The organism is Gilliamella sp. Pra-s52 (genome assembly GCF_009795805.1).
Taxonomy (GTDB): Bacteria; Pseudomonadota; Gammaproteobacteria; order Enterobacterales; family Orbaceae; genus Gilliamella.
The window spans coordinates 1-22,204 of record NZ_WTEY01000003.1; the positions used below are offsets into that span (position 1 = coordinate 1).

Consider the following 22,204-nt stretch of genomic DNA (forward strand, 5'->3'; position numbering starts at 1 on the left):
TCCTCAAATTTTAAATATAAAAAAAACCGCAATTAAGCGGTTTGTTCTGATAACTTGTTAATTAATCAAGAAATCCGTTTGAGTTGTTCATTAACAAAGTTAACGAATTAAAAGAAACTTTACATTGACTCACAAATGAATGTTTACGTCGCTCACCAATTAATTGAATATTAATTCTACTGCCAATTAGAAAAGGAGGGACAGGCACGCATAGATTATCTATCCTAATGCCAGCGAGGATGTAAAAATGCAATTACATAGAGCTGTAGAGAACGGTTACGAAAGAGCATATTGCAAAATGATGAGCGATGTCGAAATGCAAGACGCTAAAGAAGCGGAAATTGAAGCTCAGTCAAGCGAACTTTATGACAAGCTCAGCAATTGTGATTATCTAGAAATTGAAGAAAAAATAATGAAAGCGTTTGGTTTGGATGATGTTGACACTGATTCAGTTCAAAAAGCATTAAAGCTCATATGTTATGAAAAAGCTGAATTTCATTTTAATGAAAAAAATAAAAAATCATTTTATTAAGCTAACGAATTTTGACGGCTCGGAAAGACGAGTACATGCAAATCCGCTTGCCCCAGAAATGGGGCTTTTTTACAGAATTAGCAGACAGAAATTCATGGGGATAAAACAATGACAAGTAAAAAGATTATTGACCAATTGCAACAGCTAGATTGGTATGTTGAATGTAAAACTGAGCATGAATTAGCGTTAGTGTTAAATGCTTGTTTAGATGCAAATATTAACTGGTTAGGCAATGTACAGGCGCCGTTTATATCGGATCAAATTCAACAGGAACTACCAGTAGTTATTGGTGCATATTCTCTCTTTGATGCTTATAGACTTTATTGGGAGGTTCAAGAGGATTTTGACGCTGGAGGCTCTAATTTAGAAAACATAACAGATTGGTTTTTCGAAGAATTGAGGAATGAATAATGGAAAAATTAACACCACAGAATGAACATCAAGAGCACATGGTACAGGTTTTATTAGCAAAAATGCAGGGGGTACAAGTTGAATATAAAATTGATGGCAATTGGCGCAATTCAGACGATGATACAGCCGTTAGATTATATTTAGAATACCGCATTGCACCTCAATTAACACCGTTACCAATTTCTCGTGAAATATGGGCGATGATTGCTCCAAAATGGAAATGGGCGGCAATGGACAAAGATGGCGAAGTGTATTTTTATACTGATAAACCTTATATCAATACAAGAGATATTGGCTGGGCTAATTCCGGTGGTGATTATTGCGGCAGCGCTTTAGCGACAAACACCGACGACATTAACTGGCGTCTCTCACTCACAGAACGACCCGAGGGCGTCTAAATGAACACAATACCGATTGACCATGTCGGCTGTAATGTTTATCAAACAGACCGATTTAATATTAATTACAAACTAAATCATGGCGAGCAAATATACGCCCTTTTTTGTACCTACATTTTGACGCTTGGTGGATTATTTGGGTTGATTCGTTGGATGTTAGAAGTAGCAACTAATTAAAAGGAGTGTATAGGTAATGGCAGAATCATTTGAAAAGAAAATTTGGGAAACTCTATCGCAGGTTAATGTTAACGACAAAGTAGAAAAAAAGAATGGATTGACATACTTGTCTTGGGCGTGGGGTGTTTTAATGGAGTATTACCCTCAATCCTCATACACAATTAACCCGCCCACAACTGAACTGGATGGCTCTATGATGGTTAGCGTAACGTTAACAATAAAAGAAGACGGCAACGAGGCAGCTCGATTTATGTGGCTACCTGTTATGGATTTTAAAAACCACGCTATTAAGTCGCCAAATTCAGTAGATATCAATAAAGCGACAATGCGATGTTTAACCAAGGCTATATCAATGTTTGGATTGGGTTTACACGCATGAATTAATACAGTTATGCAGATTAAATCAATATTTAATAGAGGTGAAAAATGACTAAATTCTCCAGCTTGTTATTGGGCTCACAAAACGGAGTAATTATGATTACAGATGAAGAGTGGGAAACAATAAAAGTTGGGGATGCTATTTGGTATGCAGATCAACATGCATTAACTCCCGAAAAATTAATAATCACCAAAATAACAAAACAATCTGTTTATTGTGACAAGACAAGGATTGATAAGGAGAGTTATTTATTACATTCGAATTTGAACAACGCAACGCAAACCGTTAATTTTAGATTAAAAGTACACATTGAAAAAATACAGCATCAAATTGATGATAATTTAAAACGACTGGAGCAAGAAAATGGCAATTAACACAATGACAGCAACAGGTAACGTTGGTAAAGACGCTGAACTACGTTATCTACAAAACAATACAGCAGTAGCAGAATTTCATATAGATGACGGTATTTCTTTTTAGTTGTACATAATTCAGATTTTCATATTAGCGTCTAAAAATATATAAAAGAATACTCTGTGTTAGGTATATTTATGACTTGCTTTTTATCTAGTTTTTTATATTTAGATGTATTTTTTTTAAAGCTATTTTTTAGCTCATCAAAAGATTTTTCATTACGGGTATTTTGAGTTTTTGTTTTAAATAGCCCAATACAAAGTACGCGATCATTATTTATTTTTATAGTTTTTTTTATTTTTAAGAAATCGGTTACCATTGATTTAACACAAGTAATAAAACTATCTTGATGTTTAATTTCAATGTAAAAAATATCGCCTTTTGCATACTCTAACGTAAAATCGGGGATAACTTTCCCTTTTTTATTTTTTAGTTCTGCATACCAATCAAACCTATAATGGTATTTAAAATTATCACTATTGTGAATGCATGCAAGTTCAATTTGAAGCCATTTTTCAAAATGTGAAAATTCAAAATCTGATAATATGTTTAATTTATTTTGAAAACTTTCATCATCTTTCAGAATCATCATGTTTTTAATAAAAATGTTATTACAAGTTTTTGTCATATTTTACCCTTATAAATTATTTTATTACTTAATAAATACCATATAAAAATAACTTTTAATAGAAATTATTTATCCACCCTACCATATTAATTCAAATTCAATTCTCACGCTGATTATTTGGCATGCAATTTCTATTGGTGAAAATCATGAAAAATATTGTTAGTTTTAGCGGCGGACGCTCGTCCGCTTTATTAGTCTATTTAATGAAAAATCAATATCCAGACACGGATTTCATTTTTATGGACACGGGTGCAGAACACCCGAAAACATATGAGTTTGTTAAAATTGTCGTTAAGCATTTTGATATAAATTTAACGTGTTTGCGTGTGGTTGTTAATCCCGAGCTTGGAAGCGGTAATTCATACAGAATCATCTCACTAGATGAATTAAAGCAAGATTTACAGCCGTTTCGTGACGTTTGTTACAAATACGGAACGCCTTACGTGCACGGTGCATTCGGAACTCGAGCCATTTACTCGATACTGTAACGAACGCTACGGTAAAGGTAATTATCAAACGTGGCTTGGTATTCGTGCTGATGAACCACGACGTTTAAAACAAAAAGACGGTTATCGTTATTTGGCTGATATATGCGACTTTGATAAACAAGATGTTATCAACTCTTGGAAAAGCCAACCTTTCGATTTGAACCTACCCGAACACCTTGGCAACTGTGTTTTCTGTATCAAAAAAGGCATTAACAAAATTGCTTTAGCTACTCGTGATGAGCCGAAGATGGCCGAGAATTTTATTAATCTAATAAATGACCCAGACGTTAGAGTTATAGAACGACGACAACAGGAAAATAAAATCATGTATCGAGGTAATAACTCGTTAATTTCAATTATTGCGATGTATCAAAATCATTCAAGAGAAGACATAGCGGCAACAATCAAAGGCAATAAAGGATTTGAATCAGGATCATGCTCGGAATCATGCGAAATATTCTCGTGTCAATTAGATTTTGATTTAAGTGAATAACTAATATCTAAAGGAAACAATTATGAACAAACCCGTTCTTGACGTTTGCTGTGGCTCTAGAATGTTCTATTTTAACAAATTCGATGAGCGAGTTTTGTTTTGTGATAAGCGAAAAGAGAGCCATATTTTGTGCGATGGACGAGTATTAAACATCAATCCAGATGTGCAAGTTTGTTTCGAACCGCCTCACCTAATCAAAGTTGGCCACCGCAGTTGGCTAGCAAAAAAATATGGACAACTTAATAAATCAACGTAGCAAAATGATTTAAGAAAAGGCTTTAGCGAATGATTTCGAGTGCTAAAAACAAACGGCACGCTAATCTTTAAATGGAACGAAACAGATATACCAGTTAAAGAGATTTTGGCATTGACAGAATACGAACCTCTTTTTGGCCACATCAGCGGTAAAAGGTCCAACACTCATTGGATGTCATTTATTAAGAGGAAACAATTATGACAACACACGAACTAAAAATTAAATCAAAGTATTTTAATACAGCAAATTCCTGAGTGTTATTTGTTGATGAGAGATGAGAAGAAATTATAGGAGTAATTATGGCGGAATCAATTATATTAACAGATGATGAACTACATATGCTAACAGGCAAAAAAAGAAAAATTTACAAATACAATGGTTAAAAGAAAACAAATTTTACTTTCATATCAATTTGCTTGGAAAGCCAATAATTTTGCGTTCATCATTGAATCAAAAAGTAAGCATTGAACAAAAACAACAGCAAGAGCCAGATTTTGGAGCTTTAAATGGCAAGGAACCGTAAAGACAAAAAAGATAACATCCTCCCCCCTCGCGTGTCAAAAAATAAATATTCATACTACCTTAAAACAAGAGAAAACAAAACCGTCACACTAGGCTCGATAAATATGAGCATGGTAGAACTGTGGGCGAAGTATGAGGGGGTTATTGCTGAACAAAAAGAGGAAATGACGTTTAGTAAGCTGTGGAATATGCATTTAAATAGTGCCGTTTTTCATAAACTGTCATCACGATCGCAAGAGGATAAATTACGAGGAGCTAAAAAAATATTGCCCGTTTTTGGACATATAAACGTTAATAATATTAGACCAGAGCATATAAGACGCTATATGGACATCAGGGGTGAGCAAAGCAAGGTGCAAGCAAATCACGAGTTATCTTATATGTCTGTAGCGTTTGGCTGGGGGTACGAACGTGGGTATTGTAAAATGAATCCTTGTGCTGGCATTAAAAAATTCAGCATTAAAGCGAGAGATAAATATATTGAAGACATAGAGTATTACACCATTTATGATGAAGCGATCGATATACTAAAAGTGGCGATGGAAATATCGTATCTGTGCGCAGTTCGGGAGGGTGATATATTCAAGCTTAAGCACAGCCAAATACTCAAAGAGGGTATTTACATAAAACAAGGTAAAACAGGGAAAAGGCAAATCAAACAATGGACAGAGCGGCTAGCAGACGCAATTAATTTAGCCAAAAAACTGTCCCCCCATCCTCCCCCGACTCTCTCGTGTTACAAAATAAATCAGGAGGAAAACTAATACAAAAGACGTTTAATTCATATTGGCTGGATGCAAAACGAAAAGCAGAAAACAGGCTAGGCAGAAAAATCAATTGCACATTTCACGATATCAAAGCTAAAGCTATTTCGGACTACGACGGAGCAACTAAAGATAAACAGCTATTTAGTGGTCATAAGACCGAGGCTCAGGTTAATACATACGACCGAAAAGTGAAAATAACACCGACGTTAAACCCACCCAAAAAAGAAGATTTATTCTAACTGTATATTCTAAGTTAATTCCAAGTATTGATTACTTTAAAATGACAATGTTTTATCTTATTGATTTTATTGGTGATAAATGGAGGCGCGTCCCGGAGTCGAACCGAGGTAGACGGATTTGCAATCCGCAGCATGGCCACTCTGCCAACGCGCCGTAGAGGTCTATCTGAATAGGTTGCAGATAGTAGCATTGGCTTGACTAATCGTCAAGATTAAATAGCTTATAATTACAGCAATCGTTTCGTTTTTATTTGAATTGCTAAGATCTACTTATTTTTACAAAGCATTATTGTTTTTCTGGATACTTATAGATCCACGTAATATCAGAATAATTTGCAAATGCACTTGGAAATAAATAAGAACCACTTAATGAAGGGAAATAGGTGTTTTTCCATTCAATATTAAAATCAGGTTGGAATTTGATAATAGAGTCAAAAAGTAACGTTGTACAATAAAGATGTGGTTGCTCACGAGGGGCTAATACAAAAGCTTGTCCTTTCTTTGTTAAAAGATCATCGACTATATTTTGCTTTTGTACTTCAGATAAAAAATTGGGTCTTGCTATAGCATATTTTTCGGCTAATTCTGGGGTAATAAATTCTTCTAAACTTGACACAATAACTTGATTAAGATGGTTTTCATCATCACTAGTAGTAGCATGAATAATTTTAATTTCAGGTTCAATTGATATAACCATACCAATATGTGAAAAATCTCCACCACCTAATTGATTGACAATAAAGCTATCGCTTTGAATACCCTTTCTAAAGATCCAATCCCCTGCTTTGATTAAATAAGGCAATTCAGCTGGTGCATTTGAAAAATTGACAGGTTCGTTAGCAAACACTAAATTTGCCAGCATAATAAAAATAATAAGAAAAAATCTGCAATAGTTCATTAAAATTCATTCTTAATAAAAAGGGCAAATAATATTTACCCTTTTTATTATTTCCGAAAATAAAATAGTTATAATATAACTATTTTATTTAAAATTAATTAACCATTTACCATCAGCTTTGATTACTGATATATTTTTTTCTTCTTTTTTAGTATTGTCTTTGAAAAAGACGGTAGTTTTCACTTTAGCCATAGTTTTTTCATCATTAGTATATTCTGCTGGTGCAGATTCAACTTTATCAAGTCCACCATGATCATCAGTGAATTGTTTTCCACGTGCTAGTGCTTCTTGCATTTTGCTCTTAACAAACATTCTCATATCCATATTTTTGTTATCATCATCTTTAGGGAAATTGATTAGACTCATAACTGTATCTGTATCACCTTTATAAATTGCTGTGATAAATTTTTCTGATACTTTTTCAGGAGAATCATCATTTGAGCATGCTGTTACCATAAGTGCCAATAAGAAAATGCTTAAAAATTTCATTACTAATTTCATTTTTATTTCCATTCCTAGTATTATTTATGTTTAATATATTAAAATTATGCTCCTAGATTGAATCCACAGAAAAAATCACAGAAAGCGACAAAATCATACTATGTAATATAATAATTGAAAAGTTATATTGTTTTAAACAAATACTACTATTTAAAATTGATAAGAATATCTTGCCAATTTTGGTCTAATTTAGCTTCAATAGTTATTATTTTATTTTGGATGGGATGAGTGATTTCCAGTTTACTGGCATGCAGCATTAATCGTTTGAGATTAAAATAGCTCGAAAATGCTCGATTTTGATGTAAATCACCATGCTTACTATCACCCAATATCGGATGAAAGATATGTTTCATATGACGACGCAATTGATGTTTACGCCCTGTTTGCGGTTTCAATTCCACAAAACTATATCTTGCTGTCTCAAACTTACCAACTTTAATTGGAACTTCGATTTTACTAATAGAGCGATAAGAAGTAATTGCTTCTTGTGCAGGTTTATTCTTGTTAGTAAATTTATCTGCAATTTTGTCTAATTCTTCAACTAAAGGGTAATCGATCACAGATTCCCCTTCAAGATAACCACGCACTATTGCATGATACGTTTTTTCAATTTTTTTTGTCGCAAATTGCTCTGACATCATCCTTGCGACATCACTAGAAAGCGCAAACAACAAAACACCTGATGTTGGTCTATCTAACCTATGTATAGGGAAAACATGCTGCCCAATCTGATCCCGTAAGGTTTGCATTACAACAGTGGTTTCATGTTTATCTAGCCAACTGCGATGCACAAGCCAACCTGACGGTTTATTAATCGCAATTAAATTAGTATCTTGATAAAGAATTTCAAACACAATATTTATATATTAATAGATTAATAGATTACAAAAAGAGTTTTTCAAGTTCGGCAGCAATGCTTGGACTATTATTATCACCAATAGCATAACTTGCTTTGGCTTTCACTTCATCATCAGCATTACCCATCGCAATACCTAACCCCGCAATAGATAACATACTGATATCATTATAGCTATCACCAAATGCAACAATTTCATTTAAATTAATATTTTCATTCTGCGCCCAATGCATTAAACCATTACCTTTAGTATTGCCTTTTACTGCAACATCTGCACGATTTGCCCAAGACCATTCACAAGAAAACGTACCAAGTTTATCTACTGCATCTGAAAATTGTTGTAACGCTGGTATGTTATGACTACTTGTTGCAAATTTAAAAATAGCACCTGCGTCATCAATCATTTTTTCAAAACTATCGACTTTTTGGATTTTTGGTTGTAAAAAAGAGGGTAATGCATCCACCCATTTAAAAAAACTTTCTAGATGATCATCTAATACTTCATAAGTCATCATTTGATCAGTATAAATTAAAGTATGTATTTTATACTCTTTAACTAATTGTAATAGTCTTTTAGCTTGATCTTTCGTCATGGGTTTAGCAGCAAAAGTTTGGTGATTTTCAAAATCATAAAGATAAGAACCATTACAGCAAATCGTTGGCGTTGATAAACCTAGTTGATAGTAATAAGGATAAATCACCGAATGATGACGTCCTGAAACTAAAATCACTTTCACACCTTTATCACTGAGTTTTTTAATTATATCTACTGTTTCTGGCAAAATTAAACGATTACTATTAAGCAATGTCCCATCCATATCAAAGGCAACAGCTTTATATTTCATGTCATTCCTCTTTTTATATCTAATTTTTACTATAAAAATTCACTAACGACTAAAACTAGGTTAACTATTAAGCTATAAATTAATAAGTTAGCGTTAAAATCAAAAATATTAAAGTTCAATTTTTTGGCGGCCGACAAATGAATGTGATAACGTTGTCCCATCTACCATTTCTAACTCGCCACCAACAGGTACACCATGAGCTATTCTTGTTGCTATCACGTTAAACTCTGCACAAATCTGCGCAATATAATTAGCCGTTGCATCACCTTCAATCGTTGGATTTGTTGCTAAAATAACTTCGTTTATTGATTCCATTGCTAACTTATTTTTTAATAAATCAAGACCAATATCGCTAGGACCAATACCATCTAATGGTGATAAATGGCCTAATAATACAAAATAACGACCACTATACTGTCCTGTTTGTTCGATGGCAACAATATCAGCTGGCGTTTCAACCACACAAAGTTGACCACTGCTTTGCCGACGAACATTTTTACAAATAGTGCAAATATCTTGTTCAGTAAATGTTCGACATTCTTTACAATGACCTATATTTATCATTGCATCATGCAGATCGTGAGCTAATTTAATGCCACCTTGTCGATTTCGTTGTAATAAATGGAAAGCCATCCGTTGTGCCGATTTTGGTCCGACACCAGGCAAACAGCGCAATGCTTCCATAAGTGATTCTAATAATGGACTTATTTGCATGAATTTATTTTGATTCCCACACATTTAAATTTTAAATTAATAATACCTTGTTTCAAGCTTCTATTAAACAAGAATAATTTTGTTAATTTTAATTTAACCAAAATTAAAAAGATTACATAAAGATAAACTTGTAAATTGCAAGTAACTTTTAGCTGTTATATTGCAAAGAATAAAGTCATAAAACTGTTCTTTCATTTACCTACTTTAGTTTGTTATTATCCTTGCTACTATAATAACTTTTAGGTTCTTCACTTTTTAAAAGACGCATAATATTGCTACTATGACGAATGATAATCAAACATGAAAGCATGGCAACGGGTAAAGTTAACTCAGGCTTAAATAGCCAAACATAAAATGGCGCCATAAGGAAACCAACAATCGCTGCAACCGAAGAATAGCCTGTTATAAGTAATGTAAGTAACCAAGTTAAAATAAAACAAGCTGTAAAATCAATACCAATCGGTGCCATCATACCTAACGCAGTTGCAACACCTTTACCGCCACGAAAATGAAAAAAGCAGGGAAAGATATGCCCCAAACAAGCCGAGATACCAATAATACCTAAAAAGAAAGGTGTAATATCAAGTCGATAAGCGATATAAACCGGTATTGCACCTTTTAACATATCAAAGATCAAAACCAAAATAGCAGGTAATTTGCCATTAAGCCGTAATATATTGGTTGCTCCAGGATTGTGCGAGCCATGTTCAGAAGGATTGGGAAAATGCATGATGCGGCTGATAATCATTGCGCCAGAAAGTGAACCTAAAAAATAGGCAATCACAATCATGAATACAATTTGTAATGTCAAAATAGAACTCCTTTCATCGGCCACATCCTGCTAATAATGGAACGTTGAACACTAACCAAACACGTATAAATCTTATCCTACTTATTGTTGATATTTGTTAAAATAAATATGAATTTAAACATATAACAAGAAGAACATTATACTTTACCTATCTTATCTATGTTAAGTAGCATAATAATAGACTACTTATTTTTTTGTTTTTCCAACAACGGTTTTAAATATTGTCCAGTGTAAGAATGTTTAGACTCTGCAACATCTTCCGGTGTCCCTTCAGCAATAATTTCTCCACCGCCGTTGCCACCTTCAGGTCCTAAATCAACTATCCAATCTGCTGTTTTTACCACATCCAGATTATGCTCGATAACCACAATAGTATTTCCTTTATCTCGCAATGAATGCAATTGCGCTAATAATTGCTTAACATCAGCAAAATGCAAACCTGTTGTTGGTTCATCTAAAATATATAAAGTGCGACCAGTATCTCTCTTAGATAACTCTTTTGCAAGTTTGACACGTTGAGCTTCACCGCCCGATAATGTTGTTGCTGATTGCCCAATAGTAATATAAGACAAGCCAACATCAATCAATGTTTGTAACTTACGAGATATCATAGGCACAGCATCAAAAAACTCGCGGCCTTCCTCTACAGTCATATTTAAAATCTCGTTAATTGACTTACCTTTATATTTTATTTCTAAGGTTTCACGATTATAGCGAGCGCCGTGACACATATCGCAAGGCACATAAATATCTGGCAAAAAGTGCATTTCAACTTTAATTAAACCATCACCTTGACAAGCTTCACAACGACCACCTTTCACATTAAAACTAAATCGACCAGGATTATATCCTCTAGCCCGAGATTCAGGTACTCCAGCATAAAGCTCACGGATAGAAGTAAAAAAACCAGTATACGTTGCTGGATTAGAACGTGGTGTACGCCCTATTGGACTTTGATCTATCGCAATAACTTTATCAAAAAAGTTGAGTCCTTTAATCGATTTATAAGGTGCTATATCGGTTTTTTCTGCACGATTAAGTTCATTTTGTGCAAGAGGATACAAAGTATCATTAATTAATGTTGACTTACCCGAGCCTGAAACACCAGTAATACAAGTAAACAATCCCACAGGGATATTTAATGTGACATTTTTAAGATTATTTCCAGTTGCGCCGACAAGTGATAATATCTTTTTCTTATCAGCTTTAGTACGAACGGCTGGAACTTCAATTTTTTCTTTACCTGATAAATACTGTCCAGTTAAAGATTCCTTACATGACATAATCTGTTTAGGCGTTCCTTGCGCAACAACTTGACCACCATGAACACCAGCACCAGGACCAATATCGATCACATAATCAGCCTCCATAATGGCCTCTTCATCATGTTCAACCACAATAACAGTATTACCTAAATCTCGTAAATGGGTTAAAGTGTCAATCAAACGAGTGTTATCTCGCTGATGTAAACCTATAGAAGGTTCATCAAGCACATACATAACCCCCACTAATCCAGCACCAATTTGACTAGCTAATCGAATACGTTGAGCCTCACCACCTGATAGGGTTTCGGCAGATCGTGATAAAGATAAATAATTAAGCCCGACATTAATTAGAAATTGCAAACGATCATTAATTTCTTTTAAGATTTTTTCGGCAATTTGCGCTCGCTGTCCTGTTAATCTCAACTTATCAAAAAAATCTTTAGCTTGTTGTGTGCTAAGATCACTAATTGTTGGTAGATTGGTATCATTAATAAATACATTTCTTGCCGTTGTACATAATCTTGAACCGTCACAACAAGGACAAGGTCGATGACTAATATATTTTGCCAATTCTTCACGAATGGTTTGTGATTCAGTTTCTTTGTAGCGGCGGGCTAAATTATTAAGGATACCTTCAAATGGATGTTTACGTTTAACAACATCACCACGATCATTTGAATAAACAAACTGAATTTCAGCTTCACCAGATCCATTTAACAAAATATTTTTTATCTTTTCTGGCAATTTTTCATACGGTTTATCGATATCAAATTTATAATGATCCGCTAATGATTTTAACATCTGAAAATAATAAAAATTACGACGATCCCAACCTTTAATTGCCCCTGCTGCTAACGAAACCTCTGGCATTTGAACAATACGGTTAGGATCAAAATATTGCTGCACTCCCAACCCATCACACTCAGGACAAGCACCAGCAGGATTATTGAATGAAAACAACCGAGGCTCTAACTCCGAAATACTATAACCACAAATAGGGCAAGCAAAATTAGCTGAAAACAGATATTCTTCAGCTTGTGGATCATCCAAGTTAGCAACTTTAACAATACCATTCGTGATCGAAAGCACTGTTTCAATTGACTCTGCCAGCCGTAATTTTAAATCATCACGAATGCGAAAACGGTCAACAACCACCTCAATGGTATGTTTTTTTTGCAACTCAAGGGCTGGAGGATCCGAAAGATCATATACATCGCCATCAACTCTCACCCGAATATAACCACTAGCAGCTAACTGTTCAAACAGTTTAACAAATTCCCCTTTACGTTCAATAACCACAGGGGCTAATAGCATATAACGATTCTCAGTCGGTAACGCCATAATACTATCAACCATCTGTGAAACTGTTTGTGCTGCTAAAGGCAAATGATGTTCTGGGCAACGTGGCTCACCAATTCTAGCAAAAAGTAAACGCAAATAATCATAAATTTCAGTAATAGTCCCAACAGTTGAGCGAGGATTATGTGAAGTCGATTTTTGCTCGATTGAAATCGCAGGCGATAAACCTTCAATATGATCGACATCGGGTTTTTCCATCAATGACAAAAACTGACGAGCATATGCCGACAACGACTCCACATAACGTCGCTGCCCTTCCGCATAGAGAGTATCAAATGCTAACGAAGATTTACCTGATCCCGAAAGCCCAGTAATCACAACGAGCTTATCTCTAGGAATGGTGACATTAATATTTTTTAGATTGTGCGTTCTGGCACCACGGATATCGATATCTTTGATTGACATAGATCTCTCTTATGTTTGTTTTTAAAAAATGGATGAAAAATTAACTGTATATTATACCAGTGAGAATCGATTAAATATACTACTATATAAATAGATACGCTAATTGGTGACTTACAACAAAACGTAATTTTTTCTAAAAATTTTGATAAGAACATCAACTCAAAGAATTATTTCTAACAAGTTGAAACCAAAAAACGGTCATCAATGACCGTCTTTTACAAATATAGATTAACCAATTAATTTAGGAGTAGCATCAGCAGGAATAATTGCACCACGATATTGTATAACCGTACCGGCAACCAAATGGCCTTGCAATGCTGATTGAGATGGATTTTGTCCAGTTAAACGTGCACCAAGGTATCCTGCACTAAATGAATCCCCTGCGGCGGTAGTATCAATCACTTTATCTTTTGCGATCTTATTAGCTGGAACATCAAAACGCCCTTCAACTGAATCAATAATACAGCTATCGCTACCACGCTTAATAACAATTTCAGTCACACCAAAGTTTTTTGTACGTTCAATCACTTGCTCATAAGGCTGCTTGCCCCATAACAAATCTTCGTCATCTAATGTTAAAAATGCAATATCGGTCAAACTAAGAATATCAGCATAAACACTACGAGCCAAATCAAGACTACTCCATAGACGTGGACGGAAGTTATTATCAAAAATAACCTTACCACCATTAGCCTTAACTTGTTTTAAAAGATCTAACAATTTAAGGATACTTTCAGCATCTAAAATCGCAATACTAATACCACTTAAATACACATAATCACATTGTCCAATTTGTTGCGTTATTTTATCTGTGTCAGTTGTTTTTAACCAAAATTTAGCTGCTGCATCATTACGCCAATAATAAAAAGAACGCTCACCTTGCTCATCGGTCACAATAGAATAAAGACCGGGCATTTTATCTGACATTCTTTGAACTAAATCGGTTCGAATATTTTCTTTTTGCCAACTATCTAACATCTCTTGACTAAAAGGATCTGTGCCAAGCCCTGTTACATAATGAATTGAAAAATCATTACCTTTTAATAAACGCGATAAATAAACAGAGGTATTAAGTGTATCACCACCAAAACCACGCGTAGTCGAATCTTGTTTCATCGACAATTCAATCATGCATTCGCCAATCACAGCGATATTTGTCGTCATATTATACCTATATCCTTGACTTAATTATAAATAATCCAGTGCAATTTTCACCACAACTTTACGAACTGTTTCAATCTTATTATCAATAGCACAAAGCGGCTTATGTACCTCGTTAGGTAAAAAAACAATAAAATCATTTGGCTGTAATATTAGCATAGTCTCCTCTTTTGGTGTTTCGATAAAAGCAATATCGTTTTCTGCTAACTTATCGTCTACCACTTTGGTATAAGGTGGTAACGTGCACACAGCCATCCCCTCTTGCCCGTCTAAAACAATCTGAACATCGATATATTTTTCATGATATTCAGGATTAGCCTCATCAATATAACGTGATTGACTATCAGAAACCATAAAAAACATATTATCACCATCAATATCATACCGCCCCACAGGGGTATTAATATTAACGTTATCTTTAATATATTCAATTGATTGTTTTATTTTGCTAGGTAAATAAGGAACTAGCCTTAAATGATTAATATTACCTAAAATCATACTAAAAAGTCCTTAAAATATTGATAAAATAAATACCAACAATTGAATTATTCACTATTAACATACACCATGATAATCCAATTTAATTGATAAAGAGTATATACTTAAGTCAATCATTTTTGTAGATCATTTGTTAATAAGTGTTTTATGTTTTTATTAGCATGATATAATTTAAATATTGTTATAATGGAAGTAAATAACATGAAGATTTTTATAATAAATTTAGAAAGAGAATCAGCTAAAAAAGAACATATAAAAAAGGAATGTGAAAAACTAAACCTAGACTTCGAAATTTATAATGCCGTCGATGGTAATGCTTTATCTGAAGAATTCATTCAAAATGCAGTCTACGATTATCCAAATAATTTTTTAACAAAAGGGGAAATAGGTTGCGCATTAAGTCACATAAATGTATATAAAAAAATAATACAAAACAACTTACCCTACGCCTTAGTTCTTGAAGATGATGCAGTATTAGATGAAAAACTACCTGACTTTTTAAATAGTTTTAAAAACAAAAATGATAAAAAAGGAATTTTTTTATTAACAGCGGATTTTCATTACCTTGTTAACAAAAAATTCAACTTAGATAGTTTTGACATATTTGAGGTAACAAGAGCTATTAGAGCTACTGGATACATCATAACGAACGAAGCAGCCAAAAAGCTAATTAAATTTTTATATCCTATTCGCTATGAAGCTGATATGTTTAGAATAATTAAATTATGCACAGGGGTTAAATTATATGCAACATTACCCTGCTTAATTACAACAAATGACAAAAACCGCTCAAATTCATCAATACACACTGATAGAGCTCAATTTATCAAACAACGATCTGATTATAGAAAAAAACTATTTAAAAAAGACAAGAAAAAAAGAATGATAGTATTATGGTTTAGAAAACACTTTATCAATAGATTTGAAAAAACAAAATATTATATAGATTAAGCATTTTATTAAAAAAAAACAAAAAACTAAAATAATAAATTATTAATAAAAATTAAATGAAAGTTATATAACTCAGGCACTTTTTAAGTTTCTATTCTTATGATTTAATTAGCAATTGCAACACTAATAAAAACTCAAATAAAATCAATACCTTTCCTGACCGTTTTTTTGATAAATCTAATTTATAAAAAATTTTAAACAAATAAAATATATGAAATAGAGTACTATGATATTTTTGTCATTATATCTTTAACAATAAGTTCAACAGATGGTTTTAATTTATCGTTATCTATTATATGACGATTCAATTCAATTTGGTTTTCTGCATCAAAAAGCAATTTTCTTAACCATTTTTCTTTCAATTTATTCACGACATCGGAATATATCCAATTTATTCCCTTTACTTCCCAGCTGGGAAACAACGCGAGAATTTCCTACAAATTATTACTTGACTTTTACTTATGTATCTCCAAACTAATCACCTTATTAATAAAGCTCACCAATCAACTATATAAAGGTAAAAAATGAAGTTAGAAACTATCGAGCAAAAAGCAAGCTATGCAATCGGCTTACAAATTGGACAGCAATTAAAAGAATCTGGATTAAAAAATTTAGAACTTAATGCGTTAAAATTAGCAATGGAAGATGTATTATCCGGTAATCAACCTGCCCTACCGCTACAAGAATTACATGATGCCTTACGTCATGTTCATGAACAAGCAACGAAAGAAAAGGCTAAGCAAGCCGAAAAAATAGCTCAAGCAGGTAAAGATTTTCTAGCAGAAAACATCCAAAAAGAAGGCATTAAATCGACTGAGTCTGGTTTACAATACGAAATCATCAAACAAGGTGATGGCGCATTACCTAAAGCAACCGATAGCGTACAAGTTCATTATACGGGGCAATTGATTGATGGTACAGTATTTGATAGTTCTGTTGAACGAGGACAACCAGCTGAATTTCCAGTCAATGGTGTGATTAAAGGCTGGGTTGAAGCGTTACAACTTATGCCAGAAGGTTCAAAATGGCGTTTATATATTCCTCAAGAATTAGCTTATGGTGCTCAAGGTGCTGGCGCATCAATTCCACCATACAGCACATTAATTTTTGATGTTGAATTATTAAAAGTTTTATAAGCAAGAATGGACGCTACTTGGCGTCCATTTGTTTTGAACGATTATCGTTTAGGAAGATGATAAGCACTAAATGCCGCCAGTAATAATAAAATACTCGCCGTACCAAACGCAACTAAATGAGTGTGTAAAGGATCATAAGCCCATCCACCTAACCATGAACCAATCATCGCACCAATTTGATGTCCCAAATAGGTTAATCCTGAAAGTAGTCCCACAATTTTTACACCATAAATATCAGCGTTAATGGCTCCAGACATCGACAAAGCACCAGCCCAAACCAAACCACCCACTGCTGCAATAGCAAAAAGCTGCCATTTAGTTGATGCTAAAACAAGAGCAATAAAACCTAAACCTCGTATTAAATAGACCATCATTAAAATGTTTTTTCGTTGCACTATATCAGATAAATAACCCAAAACTAAGGTACTAAAAATAGCGACTAAACCAATCAAACCAATACCATTAGAGCTAGTGATAGGATCAAATCCATGATCGATAAGCATTGGGACTCCATGTGTTCCTAATAAATTCATACTGAAGCCACAGGTAAAAAGCCCAAAACTCAGTTGCCAAAATGGACGTGTTTTTAACACATCTATAAGTTTGATACTAGGCTCTATTTTTTGATTGATAACAGGCTCTATACTAAAGACTTCGATTTCAGATTGATTATCTTTCATAATAAACAAAGCAATAGGCAAAGCGATAATCATAAAAATCACAGCAAACGAAATTAGCGTTGTTTGCCATCCATAAATAGGAATGAAGAAAGCAAAAACAGGTAACATCACTGCAATGCCTGCCATACTTCCTGTTGATAAAATAAATAAAGCCAATCCTCTACGCTTGATAAACCAACGTGCCACAATAGGCGTAAAACTGACAGAACCAACAAAAGAAGTACCAAAAGATAATGCGACACCAAAAGATAGAAAAAAGTTCCAATAATCAGTTGAGTTAGCAGCCCAAACAGTAGAAATAATAATAATGATGGAACCAAATATTAGGACAAAACGAGTGCCATATTTACCAACTAAATATCCCGCTATTGGCATAGCAATTCCAGAGAAAAGCATACCTATAGCAATAATTCCAGAAAGAACGCTACGACTAAAATTAAGATCATTTACAATGGGAAGAAAAAAACTCCCATACTCATCCTCAAGCCACTAGAAAGCAAAGTGAGAAAAGAAGCCGCAATAACGATATTCCACCCAAAATACCACGGAGATCGCATAATAACTCCTAATTATATTTTTATATAAAACGGTTCAAAAATTGTAGCATTTAAGTTTAGCTGATGTGTATAAGTTATGTATTTTCCGCTATAATATTTATTTATATTAATAAAAAATTAAGGAAAGTTATATGTCAACAAATATGGTTCGTATCGCAATTGCTGGTGCTGGTGGCAAAATGGGACGACAACTCATCCAAGCTGTTTCACAAATTAAGGGGGTAACCTTAGGCGCAGCATTTGAACGAGCAGGTTCCTCACTAATTGGTAGTGATGCTGGTGAGCTTGCAGGGATCGGTATTTGTGGCATTAAAGTCACCGATAATCTAGAGCAAGCTAAAGATCAATTTGACGTATTAATCGATTTTACGCGGCCTGAAGGCACACTCTCCCACTTAGCTTTTTGTGTTGAAAATAAAAAAATGATAATCATTGGCACAACTGGTTTTGATGATGCAGGCAAACAAGCAATTGCTGATGCCGCTAAAAATATTGCCATTGTCTTTGCCGCAAACTTCAGTGTCGGTGTTAACTTAGTGCTGAAATTATTGGAAAAAGCCACCAAAATTATGGGCAATTATACCGATATCGAAATTATTGAGGCCCATCACCGTCACAAGGTCGACGCGCCGTCTGGTACAGCATTAGCCATGGGTGAAGCCATTGCAGATGCACTTGATTGCAACTTAAAAGATCGTGCAGTTTACTGTCGTGAAGGTCATACAGGGGAAAGACCTAATGGCGCTATTGGCTTTGCAACTATCCGAGCCGGTGACATAGTAGGAGAACATACTGCTATCTTTGCCGATATTGGTGAGCGCGTTGAAATTAGTCATAAAGCATCTAGCCGCATGACATTTGCTAATGGTGCGGTGAAAGCGGCACTTTGGCTTGCCAAACAGCCGACGGGGCTATATGACATGCGTGATGTTTTGAATTTAAATAATCTATAACACCAACATGTCAGATGAAGTTTGGATGAAGCATGCTTTAATGCTTGCTAAACGCGCCGAATCACTTGGGGAAATCCCTGTCGGTGCGGTGATTATTGATCAGAACAATCAAATTGTGGGCGAAGGCTTTAATCAATCCATTATCAAACATAATCCTACCTCACATGCCGAAATAATAGCAATTGAACAGGCAGGTAACTATTTAAATAACTATCGAATAATTAATACAACACTTTATGTCACACTTGAGCCTTGTATTATGTGTGCAGGAGCTATTATCCATAGTCGAATTAAACGTGTTGTTTATGGTGCTAGTGATTATAAAACTGGCGCAGCAGGTTCATTTGTCAATATTCTTGCTCAGAAAGGCATCAACCATTATGCTGAAGTGACTGGCGGAGTACTAGCTAACGAATGTAGCACTATTTTAAGTGAGTTTTTTAAAAAACGGCGTTTACAAAAAAAAACTGAAAAATATAGTTGTCAAAAAATCTTAGATAACTAGGTATTTGAGTATAAGAGGCGAAAGTTTACCCCTATCTTAATTTAATAAAAAATGGGTTCACTTATTCTTTTTATCAAGGAATATTGCTAGAATCTAATTTAATTTTTTGAAAAAATAATTTGAGTATTATTAATGAAAAAACATACATTAGAAATGATGATATCTGCTAATGATATCCAAAACCGTGTCATTGAGCTTGGACAACAAATTAGTAAAGATTATCAAAATAGTCAAAACGAACTTATTTTAGTTGGGCTTTTACGTGGTTCTTTTATTTTTATGGCCGATTTGAGCCGAGCCATTACAATTGGTCATGAAGTTGATTTTATGACGGCTTCAAGTTACGGCAATGCTACAATTAGTAATCGTGACGTTAAAATATTAAAAGATTTAGATGAAGATATCCGTGATAAAGATGTATTAATCATTGAGGATATTATTGATACAGGTAATACACTAAGTAAAGTCATGGCTATTTTAAAGTTGCGACACCCACGCAGTATTGAAATTTGCACGCTATTAGATAAACCGTCACGGCGTGAAGTTGACGTGCCTGTTAAATATATCGGATTTTCAATTCCCGACGAATTTGTAGTAGGTTATGGTATTGACTATGCACAGCACTATCGTCATTTACCTTATATTGGTCATGTAAGTTTACTCGAATCTTAATATTATACGAGGTATATGTGTCACGATTTTCCTGCTCATTAGGTTTACTTTTGATAATGACAGCAACATCAAGTTATGCTGACATGAAATTATCCATAAAAGGATTATCAGGAGAATTAGCCGACAACGTTGATGCACGCATTTCATTAATTACCCCCAATAAAGTTGAAAATACACCTAATTTTAAGCGGTATTTTGAAAGTGAAGTGAAAAAGGCATTACGTGCTTTAGGTTATTATTCGCCCACTTTCGAATATAACGTGCAAGATACCAAAGTTCTTACCGTTAACATATCACCAGGTACACCTACATTAGTTGAGCAACTTAATGTGAATATAACAGGTGATGGACAACAAGATCCTGATTTTAACTATTTACTAAAAAACAACTTACCTAAAATAGGCGATGTATTAAATCATGGTATTTATGAGTCATTTAAAAAAAGCCTGCAAAGTTTATCACTAGAAAAAGGTTACTTTGATGCCGATATGCCTAAACATCAATTAGCAGTTTCCACGTCTGAAAATAAAGCCTTTTGGAATATTGATTACACTACAGGCAAACGTTATCGTCTTGGAAAAGTGACTTTTCATAACGCCAAAATTCGTGACGATTATTTAGCTAATATTGTGCCATTTAAAGACGGTGAAGAGTATACCGCTGAAAAGTTATCATTATTAAATAGACGCCTTACCTCAACAAACTGGTTTAATTCTGTAGTTGTCGTGCCTGATTTTCCTCATTTAACAGAAGATAAAGTACTTCCAATTGATGTTGAAACCTCGCCACGTAAAAAAAACAACATGGACTTAGGTTTAGGATTTTCAACCGATAACGGTGTACATGGTAAAATTGGCTGGAATAAACCGTGGTTCAATAGCCGAGGACAAAGCTTTCAAAGTAACTTATCACTATCCTCACCAGAACAAATCATTACCATGAGTTACAAAATACCATTAAAAAAATCACCTATTGAGCAGTATTATACGATTCAAGGTGGTTATAAAAAAATTGATAATAATGATACTTACTCACGTTCTCATACCTTTGGAGTGCTACGCAACTGGGATAATTTTTATGGATGGCAAACTGCTTTAGGTTTCAATATGTTACGCGATGACTTTACCCAAGGTGATGCAAGCTTCAAAACATTTTTGTATTATCCTTCACTTAGCTTATCTAGAATCCGTTCAGATGGTGATTTATTAGCAATGTGGGGAGATTCACAACGTTACTCTATTGAAGCCGCAGGAGATTCATTAGGATCAGATATCAATTTAATTCGCTTTCAAGCACAACAATCTTGGATTCGTTCTATCCAAAAATCACATCGATTTATTGCTCGTGGTAATTTTGGCATTATACAAGCAAGTAATTTTGACCGAGTTCCACCATCATTCCGATTTTTTGCTGGTGGTGAACGTAGTATTCGAGGCTATAGCTATCAATCTATTTCGCCTAAAGACAAAAAAGGCAAATTAAAAGGTGCATCAAAACTCATTACAGGCTCAATTGAATATCAATATAATTTATCTGGTTCATGGTGGGGAGCCGCATTTGTCGATACTGGCGAAGCAATAGACAAAGTTGATAGGACAAAATTTTACACAGGAACAGGCGTTGGCATTCGTTGGGCTTCGCCTGTTGGCCCCATAAAAATGGATTTAGCTACACCACTAAACAAAAACACGGGTTCTATCCACCTATATATTGGTCTAGGAAGCGAATTATAA

Annotated in this window: 24 protein-coding genes, 1 tRNA gene and 4 pseudogenes; 17 read left to right on the plus strand and 12 right to left on the minus strand. The window is 34.3% G+C overall.

Translation table 11 applies throughout. The annotated features are described in order from the left end of the window. The first annotated feature begins 247 nt into the window (after positions 1 to 247). The 7 genes from GQ594_RS03705 to GQ594_RS03735 all read left to right on the plus strand — a co-directional run bounded on the left by GQ594_RS03705 (position 248) and on the right by GQ594_RS03735 (position 2,377). Positions 248 to 532: a hypothetical protein gene (locus GQ594_RS03705; protein WP_160411257.1), complete on the plus strand. Its 285-nt coding sequence runs from the start codon at positions 248 to 250 to the stop codon at positions 530 to 532. A gap of 108 nt (positions 533 to 640) precedes the next feature. Beyond that, positions 641 to 943, plus strand: a complete 303-nt coding sequence (locus GQ594_RS03710; protein ID WP_160411256.1) for a hypothetical protein — start codon at positions 641 to 643, stop codon at positions 941 to 943. A 38-nt stretch (positions 944 to 981) separates the two neighbouring features. Then, on the plus strand, positions 982 to 1,341 hold the full coding sequence (locus GQ594_RS03715; protein ID WP_160411255.1) for a hypothetical protein: 360 nt from the start codon (positions 982 to 984) through the stop codon (positions 1,339 to 1,341). Beyond that, complete coding sequence (locus tag GQ594_RS03720) at positions 1,342 to 1,518, plus strand: hypothetical protein (protein WP_160411254.1); 177 nt, start codon at positions 1,342 to 1,344, stop codon at positions 1,516 to 1,518. Between the two features lie 16 nt (positions 1,519 to 1,534). After that, the gene (locus tag GQ594_RS03725; protein WP_160411253.1) at positions 1,535 to 1,897 is read left to right on the plus strand and encodes a Sak single strand annealing protein; all 363 of its coding nucleotides are present in this window, start codon (positions 1,535 to 1,537) and stop codon (positions 1,895 to 1,897) included. Between the two features lie 95 nt (positions 1,898 to 1,992). Then, on the plus strand, positions 1,993 to 2,271 hold the full coding sequence (locus tag GQ594_RS03730) for a hypothetical protein (protein ID WP_160411252.1): 279 nt from the start codon (positions 1,993 to 1,995) through the stop codon (positions 2,269 to 2,271). Then, complete coding sequence (locus GQ594_RS03735) at positions 2,261 to 2,377, plus strand: single-stranded DNA-binding protein (RefSeq protein WP_160411251.1); 117 nt, start codon at positions 2,261 to 2,263, stop codon at positions 2,375 to 2,377. Before GQ594_RS03730 ends, GQ594_RS03735 begins: the two co-directional genes overlap by 11 nt. Before the next feature lie 31 nt (positions 2,378 to 2,408). Here GQ594_RS03735 and GQ594_RS03740 read toward each other — a convergent pair whose 3' ends face one another. Then, the gene (locus GQ594_RS03740; protein ID WP_160411250.1) at positions 2,409 to 2,939 is read right to left on the minus strand and encodes a hypothetical protein; all 531 of its coding nucleotides are present in this window, start codon (positions 2,937 to 2,939) and stop codon (positions 2,409 to 2,411) included. A gap of 146 nt (positions 2,940 to 3,085) precedes the next feature. On the opposite strand from GQ594_RS03740, the pseudogene GQ594_RS12395 reads away from it, so the two are divergent. The 4 pseudogenes from GQ594_RS12395 (at position 3,086) to GQ594_RS03760 (ending at position 5,704) form a co-directional block, all read left to right on the plus strand. Continuing rightward, positions 3,086 to 3,920: pseudogene (locus GQ594_RS12395) on the plus strand (phosphoadenosine phosphosulfate reductase domain-containing protein). Between the two features lie 22 nt (positions 3,921 to 3,942). Then, positions 3,943 to 4,377 (plus strand): annotated as a pseudogene (locus tag GQ594_RS12400) (SAM-dependent methyltransferase). A gap of 157 nt (positions 4,378 to 4,534) precedes the next feature. Then, a pseudogene (locus GQ594_RS12405) lies at positions 4,535 to 4,699 on the plus strand (hypothetical protein); the annotation flags it as partial. Beyond that, a pseudogene (locus tag GQ594_RS03760) lies at positions 4,683 to 5,704 on the plus strand (tyrosine-type recombinase/integrase). The pseudogenes GQ594_RS12405 and GQ594_RS03760, both read left to right, overlap by 17 nt. 80 nt (positions 5,705 to 5,784) lie before the next feature. Here GQ594_RS03760 and GQ594_RS03765 read toward each other — a convergent pair. The 10 genes from GQ594_RS03765 to GQ594_RS03810 form a co-directional block, all read right to left on the minus strand. Then, positions 5,785 to 5,858, minus strand: a tRNA-Cys gene (locus GQ594_RS03765). A 132-nt stretch (positions 5,859 to 5,990) separates the two neighbouring features. Beyond that, positions 5,991 to 6,602, minus strand: coding sequence for a hypothetical protein (locus tag GQ594_RS03770; protein WP_160411705.1), 612 nt, complete (start codon positions 6,600 to 6,602; stop codon positions 5,991 to 5,993). 84 nt (positions 6,603 to 6,686) lie between these two features. Beyond that, positions 6,687 to 7,103, minus strand: coding sequence for a DUF4878 domain-containing protein (locus tag GQ594_RS03775; RefSeq protein WP_160411704.1), 417 nt, complete (start codon positions 7,101 to 7,103; stop codon positions 6,687 to 6,689). Between the two features lie 146 nt (positions 7,104 to 7,249). After that, positions 7,250 to 7,957 carry a tRNA pseudouridine(65) synthase TruC gene (gene truC / locus GQ594_RS03780; RefSeq protein ID WP_160399694.1) on the minus strand — a complete coding sequence of 236 codons (708 nt, stop codon included), beginning with the start codon at positions 7,955 to 7,957 and terminating at the stop codon, positions 7,250 to 7,252. A 28-nt stretch (positions 7,958 to 7,985) separates the two neighbouring features. Next, positions 7,986 to 8,804, minus strand: coding sequence for a pyridoxal phosphatase (locus tag GQ594_RS03785; RefSeq protein WP_160399693.1), 819 nt, complete (start codon positions 8,802 to 8,804; stop codon positions 7,986 to 7,988). Positions 8,805 to 8,912: 108 nt separating this feature from the next. Then, positions 8,913 to 9,518 (minus strand): recombination mediator RecR, encoded by a 606-nt coding sequence (gene recR, locus GQ594_RS03790; protein ID WP_160411703.1) that lies wholly within the window; start codon positions 9,516 to 9,518, stop codon positions 8,913 to 8,915. 199 nt (positions 9,519 to 9,717) lie between these two features. After that, entirely contained in the window at positions 9,718 to 10,329 is a 612-nt protein-coding gene (gene plsY / locus GQ594_RS03795) for a glycerol-3-phosphate 1-O-acyltransferase PlsY (RefSeq protein WP_160399691.1), read from the minus strand. A 182-nt stretch (positions 10,330 to 10,511) separates the two neighbouring features. Then, on the minus strand, positions 10,512 to 13,352 hold the full coding sequence (gene uvrA, locus GQ594_RS03800) for an excinuclease ABC subunit UvrA (RefSeq protein WP_160411714.1): 2,841 nt from the start codon (positions 13,350 to 13,352) through the stop codon (positions 10,512 to 10,514). 234 nt (positions 13,353 to 13,586) lie between these two features. Then, positions 13,587 to 14,522: a sugar kinase gene (locus GQ594_RS03805; RefSeq protein ID WP_160411702.1), complete on the minus strand. Its 936-nt coding sequence runs from the start codon at positions 14,520 to 14,522 to the stop codon at positions 13,587 to 13,589. Between the two features lie 24 nt (positions 14,523 to 14,546). Further along, the gene (locus GQ594_RS03810) at positions 14,547 to 15,017 is read right to left on the minus strand and encodes a YhcH/YjgK/YiaL family protein (RefSeq protein WP_160399689.1); all 471 of its coding nucleotides are present in this window, start codon (positions 15,015 to 15,017) and stop codon (positions 14,547 to 14,549) included. A 201-nt stretch (positions 15,018 to 15,218) separates the two neighbouring features. Between GQ594_RS03810 and GQ594_RS03815 the strand changes: the two genes are divergently transcribed. Together GQ594_RS03815 and GQ594_RS03820 are read left to right on the plus strand one after the other, a co-directional pair. Continuing rightward, the gene (locus tag GQ594_RS03815) at positions 15,219 to 15,968 is read left to right on the plus strand and encodes a glycosyltransferase family 25 protein (RefSeq protein WP_160411701.1); all 750 of its coding nucleotides are present in this window, start codon (positions 15,219 to 15,221) and stop codon (positions 15,966 to 15,968) included. Positions 15,969 to 16,492: 524 nt separating this feature from the next. Next, positions 16,493 to 17,104: an FKBP-type peptidyl-prolyl cis-trans isomerase gene (locus tag GQ594_RS03820; protein ID WP_160411700.1), complete on the plus strand. Its 612-nt coding sequence runs from the start codon at positions 16,493 to 16,495 to the stop codon at positions 17,102 to 17,104. 41 nt (positions 17,105 to 17,145) lie between these two features. Here GQ594_RS03820 and GQ594_RS03825 read toward each other — a convergent pair whose 3' ends face one another. Next, positions 17,146 to 18,237, minus strand: a complete 1,092-nt coding sequence (locus GQ594_RS03825) for an MFS transporter (RefSeq protein ID WP_337189482.1) — start codon at positions 18,235 to 18,237, stop codon at positions 17,146 to 17,148. Positions 18,238 to 18,472: 235 nt separating this feature from the next. Between GQ594_RS03825 and dapB the strand changes: the two genes are divergently transcribed. From dapB to tamA, 4 genes are all read left to right on the plus strand, one after another. Next, a complete protein-coding gene (gene dapB, locus GQ594_RS03830) occupies positions 18,473 to 19,294 on the plus strand; it encodes a 4-hydroxy-tetrahydrodipicolinate reductase (RefSeq protein ID WP_160411699.1) in 822 nt (273 codons plus the stop codon). A gap of 7 nt (positions 19,295 to 19,301) precedes the next feature. Continuing rightward, the gene (gene tadA, locus GQ594_RS03835) at positions 19,302 to 19,799 is read left to right on the plus strand and encodes a tRNA adenosine(34) deaminase TadA (protein WP_160411698.1); all 498 of its coding nucleotides are present in this window, start codon (positions 19,302 to 19,304) and stop codon (positions 19,797 to 19,799) included. A gap of 132 nt (positions 19,800 to 19,931) precedes the next feature. Then, positions 19,932 to 20,471 carry a hypoxanthine phosphoribosyltransferase gene (gene hpt / locus GQ594_RS03840; protein ID WP_160411697.1) on the plus strand — a complete coding sequence of 180 codons (540 nt, stop codon included), beginning with the start codon at positions 19,932 to 19,934 and terminating at the stop codon, positions 20,469 to 20,471. A 56-nt stretch (positions 20,472 to 20,527) separates the two neighbouring features. Further along, positions 20,528 to 22,204 (plus strand): autotransporter assembly complex protein TamA, encoded by a 1,677-nt coding sequence (tamA, locus tag GQ594_RS03845; RefSeq protein WP_160400910.1) that lies wholly within the window; start codon positions 20,528 to 20,530, stop codon positions 22,202 to 22,204.

Bases quoted from the DNA above. Each gene is read 5' to 3' on its own strand.
- GQ594_RS03705 (WP_160411257.1), top strand. From the start codon at position 248: ATGCAATTACATAGAGCTGTAGAGAACGGTTACGAAAGAGCATATTGC.
- GQ594_RS03710 (WP_160411256.1), top strand. From the start codon at position 641: ATGACAAGTAAAAAGATTATTGACCAATTGCAACAGCTAGATTGGTAT.
- GQ594_RS03715 (WP_160411255.1), top strand. From the start codon at position 982: ATGGTACAGGTTTTATTAGCAAAAATGCAGGGGGTACAAGTTGAATAT.
- GQ594_RS03720 (WP_160411254.1), top strand. From the start codon at position 1,342: ATGAACACAATACCGATTGACCATGTCGGCTGTAATGTTTATCAAACA.
- GQ594_RS03725 (WP_160411253.1), top strand. From the start codon at position 1,535: ATGGCAGAATCATTTGAAAAGAAAATTTGGGAAACTCTATCGCAGGTT.
- GQ594_RS03730 (WP_160411252.1), top strand. From the start codon at position 1,993: ATGATTACAGATGAAGAGTGGGAAACAATAAAAGTTGGGGATGCTATT.
- GQ594_RS03735 (WP_160411251.1), top strand. From the start codon at position 2,261: ATGGCAATTAACACAATGACAGCAACAGGTAACGTTGGTAAAGACGCT.
- GQ594_RS03740 (WP_160411250.1), bottom strand. From the start codon at position 2,939: ATGACAAAAACTTGTAATAACATTTTTATTAAAAACATGATGATTCTG.
- GQ594_RS03770 (WP_160411705.1), bottom strand. From the start codon at position 6,602: ATGAACTATTGCAGATTTTTTCTTATTATTTTTATTATGCTGGCAAAT.
- GQ594_RS03775 (WP_160411704.1), bottom strand. From the start codon at position 7,103: ATGAAATTAGTAATGAAATTTTTAAGCATTTTCTTATTGGCACTTATG.
- GQ594_RS03785 (WP_160399693.1), bottom strand. From the start codon at position 8,804: ATGAAATATAAAGCTGTTGCCTTTGATATGGATGGGACATTGCTTAAT.
- recR (WP_160411703.1), bottom strand. From the start codon at position 9,518: ATGCAAATAAGTCCATTATTAGAATCACTTATGGAAGCATTGCGCTGT.
- GQ594_RS03805 (WP_160411702.1), bottom strand. From the start codon at position 14,522: ATGACGACAAATATCGCTGTGATTGGCGAATGCATGATTGAATTGTCG.
- GQ594_RS03810 (WP_160399689.1), bottom strand. From the start codon at position 15,017: ATGATTTTAGGTAATATTAATCATTTAAGGCTAGTTCCTTATTTACCT.
- GQ594_RS03815 (WP_160411701.1), top strand. From the start codon at position 15,219: ATGAAGATTTTTATAATAAATTTAGAAAGAGAATCAGCTAAAAAAGAA.
- GQ594_RS03820 (WP_160411700.1), top strand. From the start codon at position 16,493: ATGAAGTTAGAAACTATCGAGCAAAAAGCAAGCTATGCAATCGGCTTA.
- dapB (WP_160411699.1), top strand. From the start codon at position 18,473: ATGTCAACAAATATGGTTCGTATCGCAATTGCTGGTGCTGGTGGCAAA.
- tadA (WP_160411698.1), top strand. From the start codon at position 19,302: ATGTCAGATGAAGTTTGGATGAAGCATGCTTTAATGCTTGCTAAACGC.
- hpt (WP_160411697.1), top strand. From the start codon at position 19,932: ATGAAAAAACATACATTAGAAATGATGATATCTGCTAATGATATCCAA.
- tamA (WP_160400910.1), top strand. From the start codon at position 20,528: ATGACAGCAACATCAAGTTATGCTGACATGAAATTATCCATAAAAGGA.